This window comes from Streptomyces kunmingensis, from assembly GCF_039533535.1.
Classification (GTDB): domain Bacteria; phylum Actinomycetota; class Actinomycetes; order Streptomycetales; family Streptomycetaceae; genus Streptomyces; species Streptomyces kunmingensis.
Window position 1 is genome coordinate 104,761 of record NZ_BAAATS010000016.1, and the last position, 21,965, is coordinate 126,725.

The following is a 21,965-nucleotide window of genomic DNA, read 5'->3' on the forward strand; positions in this document are numbered from 1 at the left end:
ACCGGTCACAGATGCACCTCTCGCCGACCCGTCCGGACCGCGCCCGAAAGCGTGCAGTGAGCGACGGTCTTCAGGTTGCCGCGGCGTGGTGCATCCGATCACGTGGGGGTCAGGGAAAGCCTCTGGAAAGCACTTTGCCAGCCCATGCCATCCCAGAAGGAGCCGACATGCCCCCCGATGAGGCAACAGGCGCCGCCACGGCTGTTGCGAAACACGACGGGGCGGACCGTGCGGGCACCGGTCTCCTCGCACGCGACGGACACGCACCGGCGGCCGTGCGCGCGAGGCAGATCGACGCCGAGGTGACGCGGACGGTGGAACGCCGTCTGGCCCTGCTCCTGGCCCGTCGCGTCGCCGAGGCCGCCTCGGTCGACGCCGTCTTCGGCGCCGACGTCGCCGAACGCGTGGCGCGCTTCACGCTCGGCGGCGGGCGACGCATACGACCGCAGTTCCTGTGGTGGGGGCTGCGAGCCTGCGGACTGCCCGACGACGCGCAGATCGACGCGGCCCTCCATCTGGGCGTGGCCCTCGAGCTCCTGCAGACCTGCGCCCTCATCCACGACGACGTCATGGACCGGGCCCCCACCCGGCGCAACCGTCCCGCCCTGCACATCGACTGCGCCGCGCAGTACGAGGCGGCCGCGCACCCGGACCGCCGGCGGTTCGGGGAATCCGCCGCGATCCTCGCCGGGGACCTCGCGCTGGCCTGGGCCGACGACAAGGCCGCCGCCCTCCACGTGTCCGAGCGGCACGCGGGCCGGATCCGTGCGGCGTGGGCGCGTATGCGCATGGAGATGGTCGCCGGGCAGTACCTGGACGTCCAGGGGGAGGCCACGCGGAACAGGTCCCTGAGCCAGGCTCTCGGCGCCGCGTGTCTCAAGACCGCCCGCTACACCGTGGAACGCCCCCTCCAGCTCGGCGCGATCCTGGGCGACGCGGACGAGGCGACGCTGCGCGCCCTGTGCTCGGCCGGCCGCGGCGCCGGTCTGGCCTTCCAACTGCGCGACGACCTCGACGACGTCTTCTGCGACGCCGCACGCCGCGACAAACCCGCCGGCGGCGATCTGCGCGCCGGTAAACCCACCTACCTCGTCGCCCTCGCGCACGCGCGGGCCGAGGCGGACGGCGACCGGCAGGCGCTGGAGGTCCTGCGGCGCTGCCTGGGCCGGCCGGACTTCGACGACACCGACCTGCACGACGTCCGGCACGTGCTCGAGCGCACCGGGGCCCGGCAGAACGTCGAGGAGAAGATCCGCCGTCTGACCGCGCAGAGCATGCACGAACTGGACACGGCTTCCCTGGATCCCGTCGCCGGTGCCCGCCTGAGGACCCTGATCCATCAGGCGGCCGGAGTGTCCTCCGCACCGGGCGGCCCCGCGTTCGCGGGAGCGGTCCAGTGAGGACCGTACGAGGCAAAACGGACCATGTCGTCGTCGTGGGGGCGGGCCTGTCCGGTCTGGCGGCCACGCTGCACCTGCTGGGCGCGGGCCGCCGCGTCACCCTGGTGGAACGCGACGACCTGCCCGGGGGCCGGGCCGGACGGCTGACGCGCGGCGGCTACCGGATCGACACCGGACCGACCGTGCTGACCATGCCCGACCTGGCCGACGAAGCCTTCGCCGCCGTGGGCGAGCGGCTGCGCGACCGCGTGGAACTCATCCCGCTCCATCCCGCCTACCGCGCGTCGTTCGCCGACGGCAGCAGCCTCGACGTCCACACCGACGCGGCCGCGATGCGCCAGGCCGTCGAGGACTTCGCCGGCCCACGGGAAGCAGCCGGGTACGCGCGGCTGCGCCGCTGGCTGCACCGCCTCTACCAGGCGCAGATGAACCACTTCATCGACACCAACTTCGACACGCCGCTGCAACTGCTCACCCCCGACCTGGCCCGGCTCGCCGCGCTCGGCGGATTCGGCCGTATGGACGCCCAGATCAGCCGCTTCATCAAGGACGAACGCCTGCGCCGCGTCTTCTCCTTCCAGGCCCTGTACGCCGGCGTCCCACCGGCCCGCGCCCTGGCGGCCTACGCGGTCATCGCCTACATGGACACCGTCGCCGGCGTGTACTTCCCCCGCGGTGGCATGCACGCACTCCCGCAGGCCATGGCGGACGCCGCCGAGGCCGCCGGCGCCGAACTGCGCTACGGCCGCACCGTGCAGCGCCTGGAGCGCACGGGCGAGCGGATCACCGCCGTGGTGACCGACGCCGAGCGGATCCCCTGCGACGCCGTGGTCCTCACCCCCGACCTGCCCGTCACCTACCGGCTGCTGGGCCGCACCCCGCGCCGCTCCCCACCCCTGCGGCACGCCCCCTCCGCGGTGATCCTGCACGCGGGAACCGACCGCACCTGGCCCCAACTGGCCCACCACACAATCTCGTTCGGGGCCGCCTGGCACGGCACGTTCGACGAACTCACCCGCCACGGCCGCCTGATGAGCGACCCCTCGCTCCTCATCACCCGGCCCACCGCGACCGACCCCACCCTGGCGCCGCCCAGCCGGCATCTGCACTACATCCTGGCCCCCTGCCCCAACACCGACATCGGGCCGAGCGCCGCGCAATGGGGCGATCTGGCACCCCGGTACCGCGCCGAACTCCTCACCGAACTGGAACGGCGAGGCCTGGACGGCATCGGTACCGCCATCGACGAGCAGTGCCTCGTCACCCCCGCCGACTGGCACGCCCAGAGCCACGCGGCCGGCACCCCGTTCTCCGCGGCGCACACCTTCGCCCAGACCGGCCCCTTCCGCCCCCGCAACCTGGTCCGCGGCACCGAGAACGCGGTACTCGCCGGCTGCGGGACCACGCCCGGCGTCGGCGTGCCCACGGTCCTGCTGTCCGGAAAACTCGCCGCCGCGAGGATCACCGGATCCCACCGCACTCCGGCGCCCCGAGGCCGCGGCAAGCTCACGACCCCCAGAGGAGCCCTCTCGTGACCGCCCGAGAACTCGACGCGGCCGGCATCACCGATCCGGCCCTGCGGCACGCCTACGCCCACTGCCGCCGGCTCAACGCCCGCCACGGCAAGACGTACTTCCTGGCCACACGGCTGCTCCCCGCTCATCACCGCCCCGCCGTCCACGCGCTGTACGGCTTCGCCCGCTGGGCCGACGACATCGTCGACGCGCACGGCAGCCGGCCCGGCCACCCGGAGCGGGCCGCCGGCCTGGCGGAGCTGGAGACCAGCCTGCGGCACGGCCTGGGCACGCGGCACAGCACCGAACCCGTCGTCCACGCCCTCGCCGACACCGCGCACCGCTACGAGATCGACCCGCGCCACTTCCACGACTTCATGACGGCGATGCGCGACGACCTCACCGTCACGGACTACCCCACCTACGCCGACCTGCGCCGCTACATGCACGGCTCGGCCGCCGTGATCGGACTCCAGATGCTGCCCGTCCTCGGCGCCACGGTGCCGCACAGCGAGGCCGAACCGTACGCGGCGGCCCTCGGCGTGGCCTTCCAGCTCACCAACTTCCTGCGCGACGTGGGAGAAGACCTCGACCGCGGAAGGGTCTACGTCCCCGCGGACCTGCTGCACGCGCACGGGGTCGACCGGGACCTTCTGCAGTGGAGCCGGGACACCGGCCGCCGCGACACCCGCATCACCCAAGCCCTCAAGGCGTTCGAAGCGCTGACGCGTGACGTCTACCGGCAGGCGGTCCCCGGCATCGCCCTGCTGGCGCCGGTGTCCCGGCCCTGTATCCGCAGCGCCTTCGTGCTCTACTCCGGCATCCTCGACGCCGTCGCCGACGACGGGTACAGCGTGCTGCACCGGCGCGCGGTGGTGCCCCGGCGCCGCCGCGCGGTCGTGGCCCTGGACGGCCTCGCCCGGATCGCACACGCCCGGATCGCGCATCGCTCGGCGCCCCCCGGGACGGTGGCACCTGCCGAGTTGCGGCCGGCCGCGCCCGTACGTCGGGGGGCGGCATGAACAAGCGGCCCAGGACACCGCGTTTTCCGCTGACGCTGCGCAGGAATCCGCAAGCGTGGGAGCGCCAGGAACCCACCTGGCGGGCAGCTCGGCCCTCGGTGATCGAGACCGCCCTGAAGCGCTCACAGGCACGCCCCTCCGGCAACTGGTACGTCGTCGGAGCCGCCGACGAGGTACCCCGCCGGGCGCCGCTCGGGCGCACCGTGGCGGGCCGCGAGATCGTCGTCTGGCGTGACGCCCACGGTGACCTCGCCGCCGGTCCGGGCGCCTGCCCCCACCTGGGCGCGCCCCTGAAGGACAGCCCCGTGCGCTGCGGGACTCTCGTCTGTCACTGGCACGGAATGGCCCTGGGCGCGGAGGGCAAGGAGGGCTGGCGGACCCTGCCCGTCCACGACGACGGCGTCCTCATGTGGGTCCGCCTGGACGGGGCCGGCGGCGAGGAGCCGCTCGGCCGGCCGGTCATCCCGCCACGTCCGGACCCGGCTCGCTCCGTGCACGCCGTCTACACAGGCGCGGGACGCTGCGAGCCCGAGGACGTCGTCGCCAACCGCCTCGACCCCTGGCACGGAGCCTGGTTCCACCCGTACTCGTTCGTCGACCTGCGCGTCGTCGACAGCCCTCCGGGCGACGCCGGCGGGACGGACGCGGACCCGGACAGGTTCGTCGTGGAGGTCTCGTTCAAGCTCACGTCCCGGCTCGTGGTCCCGGTCCGCGCCGTCTTCACCGCGCCGGAGCCCCGTACCGTCGTCATGCACATCACCGACGGCGAGGGACGCGACTCGGTGGTCGAGACACATGCCACGCCGCTGACCCCGGCGGGACATCCCGCGCCCCGGACCGCCGTCGTCGAGGCGGTGATCGCCACGTCCGAACGCCCCGGGTTCACCGTCGCCCGGCATGCGTCCTTCGCGCTGCGGCCCCTGATGCGTGCGGCCGCGGGACGGCTGTGGCGCGACGACCTCGCCTACGCGGAACGCCGTTGGACGCTGCGCTCACGCCGTAGCCCGGAGTACTGACGCCGGAGCCGCACCGCGTGCGGTCACAGCCCCCAGATACGGGCCACGAAGTAGCCGGCCACCAGGGCCGCGCCGATCACGATGGTCCACGCCCACCAGCCGGGGTGTTCCCACATGCCCCCGTCGGCCCGTTCCTGATGGGCCTCGGCGGTCGAGCCCTCGGCGGGCGGTGTCTCTGTCGGCGGTACGAGTATGTGTGTCATCCCTCCACGGTCTCTCCTGCCGGGGAGGTGCGCATGTCGGGCCCGTTCGGTGCGGCTGCGCGCGGCTCCAGGCGGACCACGATGCCTTTGGAGGTCGGCGTGTTGCTCCGGTCGGCCACGCTGTCCAGCGGTACGAGGACGTTGGCCTCCGGGTAGTACGCGGCGGCGCAGCCGGGCGGCGTCGAGTAGGACACGAGCCGGAAGTCGTCGGCCCTGCGTTCCGAGCCGTCCCGCCAGACGCTGACCACGTCGACCTGTGCCCCGTCCCGGAGGCCGAGAGCCCGCAGGTCGGCCGGGTTGACCATGATGATGCGGCGCGAGCCGTGGATCCCGCGGTAGCGGTCGTTCGTGGTGTACGGGACGGTGTTCCACTGGTCGTGCGAGCGCAGCGTCTGCAGCAGCAGATGCCCCGTGGGGGCGCGCAGCATCTCGAAGTCGTTGCAGGTGAACAGGGCCTTGCCGCTGGGCGTGGGGAACACGCCGTCGTTGACCGGGTTCGGCAGACCGAACCCGCCGGGCTTCGCCACCCGGGCGTTGAAGTTGTGGAAGCCCGGCACGACCCGGGAGATCCGCTCGCGGAGGTGGCCGTAGTCCGACTCGAACTCCTCCCAGGGGACGGGCACGCGGTCCCCGAGCGTGCGGCGGGCGAGCCTGCTCAGGATCGACACCTCGCTGAGCAGGTGCTTCGACGCCGGTTCCAGCCGCCCCGACGAGGCGTGCACCTGGCTCATGGAGTCCTCGACGGTGATGAACTGCTCGCCGCCGCTCTGCCGGTCCCGCTCGCTGCGGCCCAGTGTGGGGAGGATCAGCGCGGTGTCGCCGCACACCGCGTGCGAGCGGTTGAGTTTGGTGGAGATGTGAGCCGTGAGCCGGCAGCGGCGCATCGCGTCCGCGGTGTAGTCACTGTCGGGAGTGGCGCGCACGAAGTTGCCCGCGAGCCCCAGGAAGACCTTGATCTTTCCCTCGGCCATGGCCCGGATGGAGTCCACCGTGTCCAGGCCGTGCGCGGTGGGCGGAGTGAAGGAGAACTCGCGCTCCAGGGAGTCCAGGAAGGTCTGCGGCATCTGCTCCCAGATGCCCATCGTCCGGTCGCCCTGGACGTTGCTGTGCCCGCGCACCGGGCAGACACCCGCGCCGGGCCGTCCGATGTTGCCCCGCAGGAGAAGGAAGTTCACCACTTCCCGCAGGGTGGGGACGGCGTGCTTCTGCTGGGTGAGCCCCATCGCCCAGCAGACGACGATCCGCTCGCTGGCCAGGACCCGGTCGCGCAACTCCTCGATCTGGGCCCGCTTCAGTCCGGTGGCGGCCAGGACGTCCGGCCAGGACACGGTACGGCGGAGCCGGTCGGCGAACTTCTCGAAGCCGTCGGTGCGGGAGTCGATGAACGCGCGGTCCAGGACGGTGCCGGGCGCGGCCTCCTCGGCTTCGAGCAGCAGCAGGTTCAGCGCCTGGAACAGGGCCAGGTCGCCGCCGAGCCGGATCTGGAGGAACTGGTCGGCGATGTTGGTGCCGCGGCCGATCACCCCGCGCGCCTTCTGCGGGTTCTTGAACCGCATCAGACCCGCCTCGGGCAGCGGGTTGACGGCGACGATCTTGCCGCCCCTGCGCTTGGTCTCCTCCAGGGCGGAGAGCATCCGGGGATGGTTGCTGCCCGGGTTCTGGCCCAGGCTCAGGACGAGGTCGGCGTGGTGCAGGTCCGGCAGGCTCACGTCGCCCTTGCCGATGCCCAGCGTTTCGTGGAGCGCCGTACCGCTGGACTCGTGGCACATGTTGGAACAGTCCGGCAGGTTGTTGGTGCCCAGGGCGCGGGCGAAGAGCTGGAGGAGGAAAGCGGGCTCGTTGCCGGCGCGGCCCGAGGTGTAGAAGACCGCTTCGTCGGGGGAGTCGAGGCCGCGCAGCTCGTCGGCGAGCAGCCCGAGGGCTTCGTGCCAGTCGATGGGCTCGTAGTGGTCACGGCCCGGCCGCTTGACCATCGGGTGGGTGAGCCGGCCCTGCTGGTTCAGCCACCGGTCCGAGGCCCGCCCCAGTTCGGAGACGGAGTGGCGCGCGAAGAACTCGGGGGTGATGCGCCTCGTGGTGGCGTCGTCGTTGGCGTGCTTCGCGCCGTTCTCGCAGTACTCGTTGACGTGGCGGTTGCCCGGATCCGGGTCGGGCCAGGCGCAGCCGGGGCAGTCGAAGCCCTTGGTCTGGTTCAGGTCCAGCAGGTTCAGGGCCGTACGCCGTGGCGATGTCTCGGCCAGCGAGTACTGGACCGCGTGGGCGACCGCCGGGACGCCGGCCGCCCAGGTCTTCGGCGGCGTGATCTTCGCCTGCTCGCCGCCGGGGTCTTCGGTCGATGACTCTCGCACCACATCAGCCTTTCGTTCAGTACCGCTGCTCTGCCGGACCGCGGGAGGGGCGCGGGGTTCAGCCCGTGGGCCAGTGCGGCACGGGCCGGGGCGCCTGCTCGCCGTCCGGCGCCACGCGGCCGTCGACGATGGTGCCGCGCCACCCGCCGGTCTCCTCGCCCTGGCCCTCGATGTACTCCTTGAAGCCGCGCATACCGTCGTGGACGTGCCGGCGGACGAGGCCGAGGGAGTCACCGGCCCGCTCGATCACCCCCTGGGGCACGAACTCCAGGCGGTACGTCAGCCGGCAGCGGGCGTCGCCCAAGGGCTCGAACACCACGGAACCCGTGTGGTGCGGTTCGTGCATGCTGCGCCAGACCACCCGCTCGTCGGGGCGCTGTTCGACCACCTTCGCGTCGAACTCGCGCGTGACACCGCTGAACCGGGTGACCCAGTGCGACAGGGTGGCCTGCGGCTTGTCGACCCGCTCCACCGCGTCCATGAACCGGGGGAAGCTCTCGAACTGCGTCCACTGGTTGTACGCGGCCCTGACCGGCACGTCGATGTCGACGGAGCCCTCGATCACGCTCATAGCTGCCCTATCTGTGCGCACCAGCAGGTTGAGAAGGGTGCCGGGTACCCGGGCCCGAAGAGGATCAATCCTTACTTTTTGGGCGGTCGATGACGGCGCCGACGATGGCCGCCACGTCCGCGCGGTCCGTGGGCCGGGGGTCGACGGAGTTGTGGATGGAGAACCCTTCGACCAGCGCGTCGAGGGCGCGGGCGGTCAGCGGGTCGAAGTGGGCCGCCAATGACGTCCGGCTGGCCTGCATCCAGGAGTGCATCACCGTACGGAGTTCAGGGTGGCGGGCGGCGAAGGCGTAGAGCTCGTAGCTGAGGAGCAGATTGCGGTCGGTGCCCCACACCTTGCCGCAGATGATCTCGACGACGGCCTCCCGCGCCTCCTCGGGGGTGTGCGCCGCGGCCAGCAGGGCGCCGTAGCGGGTGGAGACGGACTCGGCCAGGCGGGTGAACGCCTCGGTGAGCAGGTGCTGCATGTCGTCGAAGTAGTAGGTGAGCGAGCCGAGCGGCACGTCTGCCGCCGCGGCGATCTTGCGGAAGGTCACTTTGATGGCGCCGTGCTCGGCGATGACGTCGAGCGCCGCGTCGAGGATGCGCTCGCGCCGCCGGGGGTCGTTGGGGCCGCGGGTGGTGCCGGTCATAGCTGTGATCCGCCTTCTCTTCTCTTCGTGCCCCTTGAGTATGTACATTTGTACACACTCGCTCGGCGCGCACGAGACCGTTGCCGGCCTGCCCATTCTTCCGAACTCCAGCGGAGTCTCCTCTTGACAGACCTTGCCGTACGCCGACGCCGTCAGGCCCTGTATCTCTTCTTCTTCCTGCCGGGCATCGCCATGTCCTCCTGGGTCACACGCACCCCTGACGTGCGGGATCAACTGGGCGTCTCCACCGGGCAGATGGGGCTGATCCTGTTCGGCCTCTCTGTCGGATCCATGACCGGCATCCTGTGTTCCGGCCGCTGTGTGTCGCGCTTCGGCACGCGGCCCGTGATCGCCCTCGGCACGCTCCTGATCATCGCGGGCACGATCGTCATCGGCGTGGGCAGTGCCATGGAGTCGGCGCCCGTGGTCACCGCCGGACTGTGCCTGTTCGGCGCGGGCATGGGCGCGGGCGAGGTGGCGGTCAACGTGGACGGCGCCGACGTGGAGCGCCTCACCGGCAGCGTGGTGCTCCCCACGCTGCACGGCTGCTTCAGCCTGGGCACCGTCATCGGCGGCCTGGCCGGGATGGCCGCCACGGCCGCCGAGTTCCCCGCCCACTGGCACCTCGCCGTGATCGCGGTCATCGCCACGGGGCTCCTCGTCCACGCCCTGCGCGCCGTACCGGCGGGCGTCGGGATCAGCACCGGGGCACCGACGACGGGCCCGACGCCGCATGCGAAGCCGCAGGTCTGGAAGGACCGCAAGCTGCTCCTGATCGGAGCCATCGTGCTCGCCATGGCACTGGCGGAGGGCGCCGCCAACGACTGGCTGCCGCTGCTCATGGTCGACGGCCACGGCCTCGACGCGGCCGTCGGCTCGCTCGTCTACGTCGGGTTCGCCGCGGCGATGACACTCGGGCGCTTCAGTGGCACGTTCTTCCTCGACCGGTTCGGGCGGGCCGCGGTCGTCCGCGCGAGCGCCGTGTCCGGCGCGATAGGACTGCTCCTGGTGATCTTCTCCGACAACGCTGTCGTGGCGGCGACCGCCGTGCTGTTCTGGGGACTCGGGGCCTCGCTCGGCTTCCCCGTGGCCCTGTCGGCCGCGGGCGACTCGGGCCCCGACCAGACCGCGCGCGTCTCCCTGGTCGCCATCATCGGCTACGTCGCCTTCCTGGTCGGGCCGCCGGCCCTCGGCTTCCTCGGCGACCACTACGGGCTGCGCTCGGCGATGGTCGTGGTGCTGGTCTTCGTGGCCGCCGCGATCTTCCTGGCGCCGGCCGCGGACACCCGGTCCCGCACTCCCGCGAAGGTGGATGCCTGACCCGGAACCGGGTGGCGCGGCCGGGCGATTATGCTGACCGCCCGTTCGAGTCAGTGGGGGGATCATGATCGACATCGACGGGTATCTGGCCGTGCTGGGGGTGGCCCGGCCAGCGGCCCCGACTCGGTGTTCTTTCGGACGGCGACAGGAATGCGCCCAGGCGCATGGCAGGCAGCGGTGCGCGGCGGTGAGCCCGTGGAGTCTGAGGACGGGCCTACCGGGTCTGCTTCTGCGGGGTGACCGCGGCCGCTCACGCCGCCCGGCCGGTGCCGGTCACGTCATGGGGTGCCGGTCCGCGTCGCCGTGACGGCCACGGTGGCGTACCGCATCGCGAAGCTGCCGCCCGCGGCGTCGATGACGGCCCCGGTGCCTTGCAGCACCTCGGCGAGCCTGTCGGCCGGGAGCCGCGTGAAGGCACCCTGGGTGGGCATCTGGTCCAGCCATGCCTCCCGGGTGTAGGTCCACTCCCAGTCGAACCGCCACTGCTCCGGTTCGCCGAACGCGTCCACCCGGCGGAGCTCGGCGGTGGGCTCGGCGAGCAGTGCCCGATATCCGTCCGGGGACTCCTGGGTCATCGCCCGGAAGTCGAACGGGGCGTCGGGCACCGCCCGTCGGCAGACCGCGACGATGCCGTCCGCCACCTCGGGCGGAAAGTGGAAGGCGTTCCAGAACACCGCCAGTCGGCCTCCGGGGCGCAGCACCCGCGCCGCCTTGGCCGTTCCCGCGGCCGGGTCGACCCAGTGCCACGCCTGGCCGGCGACGACCGTGTCGAACGTCCGGCCGGCCGGGTCCCAGTCCTCGAATGTCGCTACGTCGACAGGAGTCCCGAGCTGCCGGGCCAGCTCGGCCATCCGTACGTCCGGTTCCACGCCGAGCACGTTGCAGCCGGCCGCCTGGAACTGTCTGGCGGCGATGCCGGTGCCACAGCCGACGTCCAGGACGTCGGGTCCCGGGGCGGCGACGATCCGGTCCACCAGGGCCCGGGGGTAACGGGGCCGGGCGCGGTCGTACCGTACGGCGTCCGAGCCGAACGACTCGGCTGTCTCTCGGTGTTGATGTGGTCTGGGGTCGGGGGACGGCACGCTCTCCGGGGGTATGGTGGGCATGTGCCCACTATGAGTGGGCGCTCGCCCACTCGTCAACCGTTCGGAGTCGGGGCGACAGTTCGATGACCCCGGCCGCCGAGAGGCCGCCGAGAGGCCGCCGAGAGGCCAGCGAGAGAAGAAGGAGAATGGTCGGTGCCGACAGGGACAGCCATCCGTGACGTGCGCGAGCAGTTGTTCCACGCCGCCGAGCGCGTCCTGCTGCGCAGTGGGCCGAGCGCGCTGACCAGCCGGGCGGTCACCGACGAGGCAGGCTGCGCCAAGGGCGTCCTGCACCGGCACTTCGCCGACTTCGACGACTTCCTCGCCGAACTCGTACGGGACCGCGTCGCCCGGATCGACGACCAGGCCGCCGCCCTGCGGGACTCCGCGGGGACGGCCACCGTCGCGGGCAACGTCACCGACGCGATGACCGAGCTGTTCGCCTCGGTCGCCGTGGCGATCGTCGGCCTCGTCACCTCCCGGGACGAGCTGCGCGCCCGGCTCCGCCGGACCACGCCGACCGGCATCCCGGTGCTGACGGAGGCCACGGCGATGATCGCCGCCTACCTCGCCGCCGAGCGCGAACTGGGCCGGATCGCCGCGGACGCGGACGTCGACACCCTCGCGCCCATGCTGATCGGCACCGGACACATGCTCTTCGCCGACCGCAAGGGCACCCCGCCCGAGGCCGGATCCATCCTCAAGTTCGTGACCGCGGTCATCGCCGACACCGCCGGGGTCACAGGAGCTGCAGACCGAAGTCCCGGCACACGGGCCTGAAGTCCGACGGGCCGTCCGCCAGCGCGTTCATGGTGATCTGCAGGGTCGGATCGTCGTTGAAGAGACCCATGTGCCCCGCACGGTCGGTCGGGCAGAGGTCCTGGAGGACCACGTTGTCGACGTCCGTACCCTTGAGCGCCTGGGTGGCGTACGGCGTGACGACGGTGTCGTACTTCGTCATCACGACGGTGTAGCGCGGACCGTCGGGGACGGTGTCACCGTCGGCCCACATCTCGCGGGTGTAGTCCGAGGTGTTCGTCTGCTCGATGACGCCCGGGAAACGTGCCACGTTCGACAGGTGTGTCAGGAACCCCATGAGGTTCAGCTCGGTGCCGAGGTCCGCGATGCCGTTCAGGTTCGTGCCGTGCGAGCTCGGCGCCCAGCCCACGTACTTGTCGACCTTCCGGGCGCCGCCCATCTTCTTCATCCACCACATGGGGACGCTGCCGCCGAGCGAGTGCCCGATGATGTTCACCTTCGCCGAGCCCGTCGACGCGAGGACCTTGTCCACGAACGCGTCGAGCTGGGCCGCCGACTCACGGTTGGGGCCGAGCCCGCCGACGCGCCCCAGGGAGAGCGGGGTGTGGCCGTAGTTCAGGGCGTAGACGCAGTAACCCGCGTTCTTCAGCCGGGGCGCCGTCTTCACGAAGTTCGCGCCGAGGTTGAAGAAGGTTCCCGGCAGCATGACGACCGGCTCGGGGTGCTCGGCGCTCGGCCTGCACGACCAGTCGTTGGCACCGGGCACGGCTCCCGGCGAGCTCACGTAGTTCCACAGGGCCTCCGGCACACCTCCTTCGCGGAGCTTGGGTGTCTCGTCGGCCTGGGCCGGGGCCGCCGCCGAGAAGGTGAGGGCGGTCGCGGCACAGACGGCCGCGGCCGACAGAACCGGGCGGAGCTTGCGTGAGGACGGCTCGGTCACTGGCATACGTGTCTCCAGGGGTGGACGCTTCGTGGCTGCTCGCCAAAGACTGGGCCACCAACCGCCCCGCGGACCCCGTCCGGCGTCCAGACATGCCGGGCCCTCTTTGTGAGCGGTCACAAATGGCGGAACCGGAGACCTCGCTCACATCAGCGCCCGCGCACTTGACGCCCCCGCTCGCCGCCAGCAACTTTTGCTACCGCTACAGCCTGATGATCACGGGACACAGGAGGAGGGCGCGATGAGTCACGACGCCGGGACACCGACGCCGCCCGCGTTCGACGGTGTCGTCCTCCACCAGCGCCTCAGCGACGCGCTTCCCGTGCTGGCCGGCCGCGTCCTGGACCGCCTCGTCGACCACGTACCGGTCTACGACACGATGCCCGGCGAACAACTCCGCGGCGAGATCCAGCGAGTCGTCGAGCAGGGCATCGGCTCCTTCGCCGCCATGCTGCGCACGGGCCGGCCACCCGACGAGAGCCAGCTTTTGGCGCTGCGGCAGTCGGCGGCCAAGCGCGCCGAGGAGGGGGTGCCCGTCGAGGCCGTGGTGCGGGCCTATCACGTCGGTGCGCAGGAGTGCCTGCAACAGATGCTCGTCCACGCCACAGAGGACGACCTGGAGCACGTGCAGGCCGCCACCGTACTGGTGCTGCAGTTCCTGGAACGCATGACGGTCACCGTGGTCGCGGGCTTCTTCGCCGAGCGGCAGGCGGTCCTGGGCGAGGAACAGTCCGCACGTCAGGCCCTGCTGACCGCGCTCGTCGAGGGCGCGGACGTGGCGGGCACCGCGGCGCGCTGGGGCCTTGACCTGCCCCCCTGCTACTTGGTCCTCGACCTCGCGATCGGCGCCCACCCCGACGAGGCGCTGGACGGGGTGAGTCCGGTCATCGCGGCCAAGCGCAAACTGCGCCGGCTCCGGGTCGAACTCGACCGGCACGTCGACGGCACCGTCCTGTCCGCGCTCTCCGGCGACGGCGGTCTGGCGCTGATCCCGTGCCGGACGGACCCGGATCACGTCACCGGCCAGGACTGGACGCGCCTCGCCGGCGCGGTCGCACACATGCGGAAGGTCGCCGGGGTCGACATCACGGCGGGCGCTGCGTCCGCCGTCGCCGAGGACGTCCCCGCCGCCGTGGCCCTGGCGCAGGAGGTGCGCCGGGTGGCGGCCGCGTCGGAGCGGCCGCCGGGGCTCTACCGGCTCTCGGACGTGCTCCTCGAATACCAGTTGATGCGGCCGGGCCCGGCCCGGGACGAACTGGCGGGCCTCGTCAGGCCGTTGACGGCCCGCCCCGAACTGCTGGACACCGTGCGCGCGTACCTGCGCTGCGGGCTCAGCCGCCGCCGCACCGCGCAGGAACTGTGCGTGCACCCCAACACGGTCGACTACCGGCTGCGCCGCGCCGCCGAGATCACGGGCCTCGACGTCACGGCGGGACCGGACGCGCTACGGGTGCGGGCCGCGGTCAGCGCACTCGACGCGGCGGGCGGCCCTTGAGCTCCTAGCGACGGTCCGTTGCCGTCACCATCGGGAGCGAGATGAAGTCGGCGAGCGCCTGCTGGCCCGCGACGTTGACGTGGACCCCGTCGCCGGTGTCGTAGGCGGGGTTGATGCTGTTCGGCTTCACCGGGTCCTTCAGTACCTGGTCGAAGTCGAGGACGCCGTCGCAGGTGCCCGAGCAGTTGCCCCCCTTCTTCACGAAGCCGCCCACCGCCTGCCGGTCCCGGTTGTTGGTGTCGCTGTAGCCGGGGCGCGGTGTGATCGGCGTGACGTACACCTTGATCCCGGCCGCGTGCAGTCGTGCGAAGGTCGCGCGGTAGCTGCCGATGATCTGGTCGGCATTGCACCGGGCGGCGAGGTCGTTCGTGCCGTAGTAGAAGAGCAGGCCCTTGACCCCGTGCAGCGACAGGACGTCCCGCTCCAGGCGGGCCAGGGAGTCCAGACCGCGGAAGTAGGGGTCGGTGCCGGGGCAGTCGGCGAAACTGGTGGTGCCGATCACGCCCGCGTTGGCGACAGCGAACCGGCGCCTCTCAGGAAGCTCCGTGCCGATCCTTCGCGCGAGGTCGTCGGTCCAGCGCCGGTTGTTGCCCAACTCGGTGCAGCCGGGGCCGCAGTTCGTGCTTCCCGTGCCGTCCACCACGGAGCTGCCGTAGGCGACGAGCGTGCCCTTGAGATCCTTGTTGTGTACGTCCACCGCGCTGACCAGGTAGGTCGACTCGACCTTCTCGGTGTAGGCGCTCCCGCTCCTGTCGCCGGTCCGGTCGCCGGAGCCCGGGGTGGAGAGGTAGTTGGTGCGGAACGCGGCGTCGTGGCGGCCCGCGCTCGCCTGACCCGACACGGACAGCGACACGGCCACGTCGTCCCGCGCTTCGGTTCTCATGGGGACCGGGTCGCTCCACACCTCCTCACCGGCCGGCACCACGACACTTCTCCGCCCGTCGAAGGTGACCTCCCGGGCCGCGCCTTCGAGGTCCGCGTTCTTGCCGCTGCTGCCCGCGACGGTGGCGGCGCCTATGGAGAGCGGACTCTTCGAGAAGGTGTTCTGCACCCGGATCCGCAGCGCGTCGCCGCCCTGGCTGAGGTGACTGATCATGCGGACGGACTGGTCGCGCAGGGGAGCGGGGGCGAGGCTGTGCTGGGCGTTGGCCCACGAGGTGTGCCACGAGGTGGTGGCCGGGTGCTTCCGGGCGAGGGCTTCCTGTGCCCCGGCAGCCTCGACGGTGCCGCTCGCCGCGACAGAGCTGCTTGCCGCGAAGGTGCTGCTTGCCGCGAAGGTGCTGCTCGCCGCGACGGTGCCGCTCGCCGCAACAGTCGCCGTACAGGTCAGCGCTGCGGCAAGCAGTGATGTCGACGTAGCTCGAAACATGGGCGCTCCTTTAGAAGTGGCGCGGTGCCGCGGGCAGGGCCTCTCGCACCCTCTAGTCGATGCGCAACTCGCGCCCACAGCGCGGCAGTTCAGTCGTGCCGTGGGTCGTCTCACCGTCCTGCCGATACGGGCCCGGGTCCGTCATGATCGGCATGTAAGCACACTCGCCCAGGGGTTGGTAAGTGTGCGTGTGCGGCGCTGTATGGCGGCGATCGTTCCCACTCGCCACGACCGGAGCGGTTGGTCTCCCGTTCACTTGGCGGTCTCCCGGAAGACTCCTGGAATCTACCCGTGATTCTCATCTGCTCCTCATGCGCCGTTGATTGCGTGTGCACCGCCGGACGGTCCGCAACCCAGGAGCAAGGAGGCGCAGGGTGTTCCTGTCCAAGACAGCCACGGCGCGTGAGGACCGGGCCGACGACGCCCGGACAGATGAGGCCCGGACAGACGACAGCGCCGGTCCGGGCAGTGCGGAACCCTTGCACGTGGCCAGCCGGCTGCACGCGTTCAACCGGTTCGAACTCAAATACCTCGTCCCGGTCGACCAGGCGGCCGACATCCGGGACGAGCTGGCGGAGCGGATGGACCGCGACCTGAACAGTCCCGTCGGCGGCTACGGCGTGTGGAGCCTGTACTACGACACTCCTCAACTCCGGTTCTACTGGGAGAAGATCGAGGGTCTGAAGTTCCGCCGCAAGCTCCGCATCCGCCACTACGGCGACCTCGACGGGACCACCGACTCCACCCCGGTCTGCGTCGAGATCAAGCAGCGCGTCAACCGGGTCACGCAGAAGCGGCGCATCACCCTCCCGTACGGCGTGGCACGGCAGTTGTGCGACGGGCGGGAGATGGTCGAGCACGCCCCGGCGGAGCGCCCCTTCGTGCACGAGGTCCTCGACCTGATCGTGCGGCTGAACCTCCAGCCCGCCGCGATCACCGGATACCAGCGCGAGGCCCTCGTCGGGCGGGCCGCGGACACCGGCCTGCGCGTCACCTTCGACCGCCGGATCCGAGGCCGCGACCGGGACTTCCGCTTCGACATCCCCACACCGGAGAACCGCTTCACGATCCCGCCGCACCTGTCCGTCATGGAGATCAAGGTCAACGAGCGCACCCCGCACTGGATCACCGATCTGGCGGCGCGGCGCAACCTCAACCTCGTACGGATCTCGAAATACGTGCAGTCCATCGAGACGTTCGGGCTGGCGCCCCGCTCGGTGTTCCACGTCGACGAGGCGGACTACCCGCCGCCCACCCCCACCAAAGAACAGCCGCTCGCCCAGCGGCCGGCGCAGGACGCGCCGTTGAAAGCAGGAGCAAAGTGAACTTCGATCTGCAGGAACTCAGCGGCACCTTCAGCGTGGCCGATGTCGTGGCGGCGATGGCGCTCTCGTTCATCCTGTCCACAGTGATCGGCTACACGTACCGGTACACGCACCGCAACGTCTCCTACAGTCAGTCCTATGTGCAGACCCTGGTCATCGTCGGCATGATCGTCGCCCTGATCATGCTCGTCGTCGGCTCGAACCTGGCCCGCGCCTTCTCGCTCGTCGGAGCCTTGTCCGTGGTTCGCTTCCGCAACGCGGTCAAGGAGACCCGGGACGTCGGCTTCATCTTCCTCGCCATGGCGATCGGCATGGCCTGCGGCGCCCGCTTCTACACGCTGGCCGCCGTCGGCGCCGTGGTGATCTGCGCCGTCGTCCTGCTGATGTTCAAGTTCAACTGGTTCGCGCTCAACGTGCAGCGTCAGGTCGTCAAGGTCCAGGTCCCGGCGGGCGACGACCACACGCCGCAGATCCGTGACGTACTGATCAAGTACACCACCGAGTTCGAGCTGGTGAGCACGGAGACGATCCGCGGCGGCGCCCTCAACGAGGTCTTCTACACGGTCCGCCTGAAGAAGGGCGCCGAGCCCGGCGACCTGGTCAGCGCACTGCAGGAGCGTACGTCCGGACAGCGGGTGACCGTACTGACCGGCTACGACACGACGGACCTGTGATGAGCGGCGAGACCATCGCGCGGCGCAGGCGGCGACTGCGCGACCGGCTGCCTGTCCGGCTGCGCCACCACTGGAAGCCCGCCGCGACGCTGGGCGTCGGGCTCGCCGCCATGGTCTGGTTCCTGGGCGACGCGCGCATCTCCCCGTACGTGACGTCGTCCTCGCGCGTCGAGGCGGACGCCATCACCGACGACGTCCGGGGGACGGTCGGCCTGTACGACACCTCGGCGCGCCACTCGGTCCAACTCACCTACCAGCAGACCGACTTCGACAAGATGATGAAGGAGTTCAAGGAGGACGGCACCAAGGACTACATCGAGGCCGACCTCACCATCGACGGCGTCTACCTCAACGACGTGGGGATCCGCCTCAAAGGAAACTCCACCCTGTCGTCCCTGCGCGGCAACAAGGGCATGCCCGGTGGCGGCCGGGCCGCCCCTGAAGGTGCGCAGGGCGCTCCGGCCGGCGCCCCCGGCGGGGCCGGAGGCCGGGACCGCGGCCAGGCCCAGAAGGCGGGCGGCGCCCCCGGCGGCGCCGGGGGCGAAGACGCGGGCAAGGACGGAGCCGCCGGCGGCGCAGGCATGGGCGGCGGCATGGTGCAGTACGACCTCTCCGCCGAGAAGCCCGAGGAACTGCCCCTGCTCGTCAAGATCGACGAGTACGTCGAGGGCCGCGCCTACCAGGGCGAGCGGGAGATCTCGCTGCGCCCCGGCAGCAGCGGACAGGCCCCGCTCAACGAGGCGCTGGCGCTGTCCCTGACGAAGGAGAGCGGGCAGAAGGCCGAGCGGTACGCGTTCACCGAGGTCAAGGTGAACAACCGCCCCGCCGCCACCCGTCTGATGGTCGAGGCGCCCGACACCGACTACGCCGACGACATCGCCGACGGCAACGGCGTGCTGTACAAGGCGAGGGCCAACGGCAGTTTCGACTACCGCGGTGACGACCCCAGCGACTACGAGAGTTCCTTCAAGCAGCGCAACAAGAAGGGCAGCCAGGACCTCGAGCCGGTGATGAAGTTCATCAAGTGGGTCAACAGCGCCTCGGACGAGGAGTTCGCGAAGGATCTCGACCAGTACGTCGATGTCGACACCCTGGCCGAGTACGTCGCCTCGCAGAACCTGCTGCTGAACTTCGACGACATGGCGGGCCCCGGCAAGAACTACCTGCTCTGGTACGACCTGGACACCAAGAAGTTCTCCGTCCTGGGCTGGGACTACAACCTGACCTTCAGCGGCGACGCCACGGCCGGACCCGACGACTCGATCGGCATGGGCGGCATGGGCGGCGGCATGGGCGCAGGGATGCCTTCCCAGATGCCCTCCGAGCTGCCTTCCGGGATGCCCGGGGGAGCGCCTGGCGGCCAGAACGGCGGTGCCGGCGGCGAAGGCGGCGAGGACGGTGACGCTGCGAAGGGGCGTATGGGCGGCGGCATGCAGCACGTCCTGAAGACCAAGTTCCTCGACGCCGACGCCTACGCCGGCGTCTACCAGAAGGCGTACCGCGAGCTCTACCAGCAGTTCTACGGCTCGGGCACGGCCGCGAAGGACCTCAAGGACATCGCGGAACAGGCGCGTTCCGCGGGCGCCGACTCCAAGGCACTGGACACGGCCGTGACCAAGCTCGAAAAGACGGTCACCGACCGCACCGCGGCCCTGGCCAAGGAGAAGAAGGTGACTGGCTGAGCGCCCGCTCCGGCTTCCCGGGTCGCCGTGGCCGCCGCCACGGCAGCGGCGCCCGGGATGCCGGAACACTCATGCTTGGTGCGCATTCACCCCTTTCGCGTACAGGGTCTCTGTCTACCATCGCGCCGCACGACCGGAACCCGCTCACCGCGGTTCCCACCGGCCCGTACCCCGAGGTGCCAGAACGTGATCGACCCGCACAGCCCCGCGCGTACGCCCCTCGCCGGGCACACCGTCCTGGTCGTCGAGGACGACGCCAGCATCCGTACGCTGCTGACCTCCGCGCTCGGCGCGGCCGGCTACGCCGTGGCGAGCGCGTCCAGCGGGCAGGAGGCCATGTTCGAGGCGGGCCGCCGTCGGCCCGACCTGATCGTCCTGGACGTGATGCTGCCCGACACCGACGGCTTCCAGGTCACCCGCGACCTGCGCGCCCAGGGCGTCTACACCCCGGTGCTCTTCCTCACGGCGCGGACAGGTGTCGAGGACCGCATCATCGGCCTGAGCTCCGGCGGCGACGACTATGTCACCAAGCCCTTCCATGTCCAGGAGGTGCTGCTGCGCATCCGGGCCATCCTGCGCCGCAGCGGCGCGCCCGCGAGCACGGCCGCGGGCGCCCGGCCACCCTTGCGCTACGCCGACGTCTCGCTGGACGAGAGCACGCACGAAGTGCGCCGTGCGGGCCGCGCGCTGAGACTGTCGCCGACCGAATTCCGGCTGCTCGCCTGCCTGCTGGCCCGGCCCGAGCGGGTGCTGGAGAAGGCGGAGATCCTCCAGCAGGTCTGGCGCTACGACTTCTCCGGCGACACCCGCATCGTCGACACCTACGTCAAGAACCTGCGCCGCAAGCTCGACCGTGACGCGCCGCCGCTGATCCACACCGTGCGCGGGGCCGGGTACTGCCTGCGGCTGCCCCGCGACGAGTCGCACGGGGCCCCGCGATGAGGCGGCCCCACTTTCCGGGCCTTCGCGTCCCGCGCCCCCGTTCCCTGCGGGCCCGTCTGGTCCTGATCGCCGGGCTGCTGGCCACCAGCGCCGTCCTCCTGTGCCAGTTGGCGGGATTGATCGTGCTGCGGGGCTGGCTCACCGACCAGGTCGACGAGCGGCTCTCCCATTTCCGCCCGCCGGACCGCGCCTACCAGGACCTCGCCGAGGACGGCACACTGCGACCGCCGAGTCCGGACAACGCACTGCCCTCGGACTACCGCGTCTTCTTCTACGACCGTGACGGGCGCCTGCTGCGCACCTCCCTGGGCAGCGACACCGCGCCAGGACCTCACCTGCCCCAACGGGCGGCGGACCTGGAGCTGACCGCCGGACGTCCGCGAACCCTCCCGGCAGAAGGGAACGACGGCGGGTCCGGCTGGCGTGTGCTCTCCGCCTCCGGACCCGACCGCATGCGCGCCGTCGTCGCCCTGCCCCTGGAGACCGTGGACGGCGCCACCGCGAAGATGCTCTGGGTCAGTCTGGGCCTCGGCGCCGCGGTCGCCGTCGGGGTGGTCGTCCTGGGCAACGGCGCCGTCCGCCTGGGGCTGCGCCCGCTCACCCGCGTCGAGCGCACCGCCCTGCGCATCACCGAAGGTTCCCTGGAGCTCAGCGTCCCCGTGGCGCATCCGGACACCGAGGTCGGCCAGCTCGGCCATGCCCTCAACACCATGCTCGACCGCCTCCGTACCGCCCTGCACCGCAGAGAGGCCTCCGAAGCACAACTGCGCCGCTTCCTCGCGGACGCCGGCCACGAACTGCGCACCCCGCTCACCGCCGTCCAGGGCTTCGCCGAACTCCTCCTCGACGAACCCGGCATGGCGGACCGGCGACGTCACGAGGCACACACCCTGATCGCCCACAACGCCGACCGTATGAGCCGCCTCGTCGACGACCTGTTCCTCCTCGCCAAGCTCGGCGACGCGCAGGCGAACGCGGACGGCGGCGCAGACGAGGACGGCGGTGCACCCAGAGCGCACCGCGAACCCGTCGACCTCCTCGCCCTGGCGGCCGACGCGATCGTCACCACCGCGATACGTCACCCCTGCCGCGCCATCGGCCTGGGGGCCCTCGCGAGTCGGCCCGACGACCCCGAGCGCGGCCTCGACATCATCGAGGCGCCCGGTGACCCGCACCAACTCGCCCAAGTCCCGGGCAACTTGCTCACGAACGCCTGCACCCACACCCCGCCCGACACCCGTATCCACGTCCGGGTCGGCGCCACGCGCACCGCCGCTCCGCCGGGCCTCCACAGCGGGGCGGCACTGCCGCCCGGCACGCCGGTCTGCGTCGTCGAGGTCGCCGACAACGGCCGCGGCATCCACGCCGACGAAGCCCCTCGCGTCTTCGACTGCTTCTACCGGGCGACACCGCCCGACGTGTCCGCCGAATCCGCGGCGGAGACGCGTCCTGAACCCGGCTCGGGCCTCGGCCTCGCCATCGCGGCCGCCATCGCCGCCGCCCACGGAGGCCGCCTCGAACTGGACAACCACCCCGGCGAAGGCTGCACCTTCCGCCTGCTCCTGCCCGACACGACGGACGCCCCGCCCCGGCCCGCGAACGGCGAAGGCAGGGAGAAACATCTCCCTGCCACTCTCAACCTATAGCGCACCGGGGGGCTTGCGGCAAG

General features: G+C 71.2%; 19 protein-coding genes. 12 read left to right on the forward strand and 7 right to left on the reverse strand.

What is annotated here, in order from left to right; translation table 11 throughout:
* The first annotated feature begins 167 nt into the window (after positions 1-167).
* From ABD366_RS18965 to ABD366_RS18980, 4 genes are read left to right on the forward strand one after another with little or no spacing between them, the layout of a single operon-like run.
* Entirely contained in the window at positions 168-1,400 is a 1,233-nt protein-coding gene (locus ABD366_RS18965; RefSeq protein WP_324767732.1) for a polyprenyl synthetase family protein, read from the forward strand.
* Positions 1,397-2,935, forward strand: coding sequence for a phytoene desaturase (locus ABD366_RS18970; protein ID WP_324767731.1), 1,539 nt, complete (start codon positions 1,397-1,399; stop codon positions 2,933-2,935). The genes ABD366_RS18965 and ABD366_RS18970 overlap by 4 nt, the downstream gene beginning before the upstream one ends.
* Positions 2,932-3,936 (forward strand): phytoene/squalene synthase family protein, encoded by a 1,005-nt coding sequence (locus ABD366_RS18975; protein WP_324767730.1) that lies wholly within the window; start codon positions 2,932-2,934, stop codon positions 3,934-3,936. Before ABD366_RS18970 ends, ABD366_RS18975 begins: the two co-directional genes overlap by 4 nt.
* Positions 3,933-4,952 (forward strand): Rieske (2Fe-2S) protein, encoded by a 1,020-nt coding sequence (locus ABD366_RS18980; protein ID WP_324767728.1) that lies wholly within the window; start codon positions 3,933-3,935, stop codon positions 4,950-4,952. Before ABD366_RS18975 ends, ABD366_RS18980 begins: the two co-directional genes overlap by 4 nt.
* Before the next feature lie 23 nt (positions 4,953-4,975).
* Here the strand turns inward: ABD366_RS18980 and ABD366_RS18985 are convergent, their stop codons facing one another.
* The 4 genes from ABD366_RS18985 to ABD366_RS19000 all read right to left on the reverse strand — a co-directional run bounded on the left by ABD366_RS18985 (position 4,976) and on the right by ABD366_RS19000 (position 8,705).
* Complete coding sequence (locus ABD366_RS18985) at positions 4,976-5,155, reverse strand: DUF6480 family protein (protein WP_324767727.1); 180 nt, start codon at positions 5,153-5,155, stop codon at positions 4,976-4,978.
* On the reverse strand, positions 5,152-7,503 hold the full coding sequence (locus ABD366_RS18990) for an FdhF/YdeP family oxidoreductase (RefSeq protein ID WP_324767726.1): 2,352 nt from the start codon (positions 7,501-7,503) through the stop codon (positions 5,152-5,154). The genes ABD366_RS18985 and ABD366_RS18990 overlap by 4 nt, the downstream gene beginning before the upstream one ends.
* A 58-nt stretch (positions 7,504-7,561) precedes the next feature.
* Entirely contained in the window at positions 7,562-8,074 is a 513-nt protein-coding gene (locus ABD366_RS18995) for an SRPBCC family protein (RefSeq protein ID WP_324767725.1), read from the reverse strand.
* A 64-nt stretch (positions 8,075-8,138) separates the two neighbouring features.
* Positions 8,139-8,705, reverse strand: a complete 567-nt coding sequence (locus ABD366_RS19000; RefSeq protein WP_324767723.1) for a TetR/AcrR family transcriptional regulator — start codon at positions 8,703-8,705, stop codon at positions 8,139-8,141.
* Between the two features lie 123 nt (positions 8,706-8,828).
* Here ABD366_RS19000 and ABD366_RS19005 point away from each other — a divergent pair, with 123 nt between their 5' ends.
* A complete protein-coding gene (locus ABD366_RS19005; protein ID WP_324767722.1) occupies positions 8,829-10,025 on the forward strand; it encodes an MFS transporter in 1,197 nt (398 codons plus the stop codon).
* A 278-nt stretch (positions 10,026-10,303) separates the two neighbouring features.
* On the opposite strand, the gene ABD366_RS19010 is transcribed toward ABD366_RS19005, so the two are convergent.
* On the reverse strand, positions 10,304-11,131 hold the full coding sequence (locus ABD366_RS19010) for a class I SAM-dependent methyltransferase (RefSeq protein ID WP_324767721.1): 828 nt from the start codon (positions 11,129-11,131) through the stop codon (positions 10,304-10,306).
* 132 nt (positions 11,132-11,263) lie between these two features.
* Between ABD366_RS19010 and ABD366_RS19015 the strand changes: the two genes are divergently transcribed.
* Positions 11,264-11,890, forward strand: a complete 627-nt coding sequence (locus tag ABD366_RS19015) for a TetR/AcrR family transcriptional regulator (RefSeq protein ID WP_324767720.1) — start codon at positions 11,264-11,266, stop codon at positions 11,888-11,890.
* Here ABD366_RS19015 and ABD366_RS19020 read toward each other — a convergent pair.
* Complete coding sequence (locus tag ABD366_RS19020) at positions 11,850-12,815, reverse strand: alpha/beta hydrolase (protein ID WP_324767718.1); 966 nt, start codon at positions 12,813-12,815, stop codon at positions 11,850-11,852. The genes ABD366_RS19015 and ABD366_RS19020 overlap by 41 nt on opposite strands.
* Before the next feature lie 235 nt (positions 12,816-13,050).
* On the opposite strand from ABD366_RS19020, the gene ABD366_RS19025 reads away from it, so the two are divergent.
* A complete protein-coding gene (locus tag ABD366_RS19025) occupies positions 13,051-14,304 on the forward strand; it encodes a PucR family transcriptional regulator (RefSeq protein ID WP_324767717.1) in 1,254 nt (417 codons plus the stop codon).
* A 4-nt stretch (positions 14,305-14,308) separates the two neighbouring features.
* On the opposite strand, the gene ABD366_RS19030 is transcribed toward ABD366_RS19025, so the two are convergent.
* Entirely contained in the window at positions 14,309-15,673 is a 1,365-nt protein-coding gene (locus ABD366_RS19030) for a GDSL-type esterase/lipase family protein (RefSeq protein ID WP_324767716.1), read from the reverse strand.
* 485 nt (positions 15,674-16,158) lie between these two features.
* Here ABD366_RS19030 and ABD366_RS19035 point away from each other — a divergent pair, with 485 nt between their 5' ends.
* The 5 genes from ABD366_RS19035 to ABD366_RS19055 all read left to right on the forward strand — a co-directional run bounded on the left by ABD366_RS19035 (position 16,159) and on the right by ABD366_RS19055 (position 21,942).
* Complete coding sequence (locus ABD366_RS19035) at positions 16,159-16,998, forward strand: polyphosphate polymerase domain-containing protein (RefSeq protein WP_411293663.1); 840 nt, start codon at positions 16,159-16,161, stop codon at positions 16,996-16,998.
* Positions 16,995-17,672 carry a DUF4956 domain-containing protein gene (locus ABD366_RS19040; RefSeq protein WP_324767715.1) on the forward strand — a complete coding sequence of 226 codons (678 nt, stop codon included), beginning with the start codon at positions 16,995-16,997 and terminating at the stop codon, positions 17,670-17,672. Before ABD366_RS19035 ends, ABD366_RS19040 begins: the two co-directional genes overlap by 4 nt.
* The gene (locus ABD366_RS19045; RefSeq protein ID WP_324767714.1) at positions 17,672-19,354 is read left to right on the forward strand and encodes a CotH kinase family protein; all 1,683 of its coding nucleotides are present in this window, start codon (positions 17,672-17,674) and stop codon (positions 19,352-19,354) included. The genes ABD366_RS19040 and ABD366_RS19045 overlap by 1 nt, the downstream gene beginning before the upstream one ends.
* A gap of 186 nt (positions 19,355-19,540) precedes the next feature.
* Positions 19,541-20,296 (forward strand): response regulator transcription factor, encoded by a 756-nt coding sequence (locus ABD366_RS19050; RefSeq protein WP_324767712.1) that lies wholly within the window; start codon positions 19,541-19,543, stop codon positions 20,294-20,296.
* Complete coding sequence (locus ABD366_RS19055; protein ID WP_324767711.1) at positions 20,293-21,942, forward strand: sensor histidine kinase; 1,650 nt, start codon at positions 20,293-20,295, stop codon at positions 21,940-21,942. Before ABD366_RS19050 ends, ABD366_RS19055 begins: the two co-directional genes overlap by 4 nt.
* The last annotated feature ends 23 nt before the right edge of the window (positions 21,943-21,965 follow it).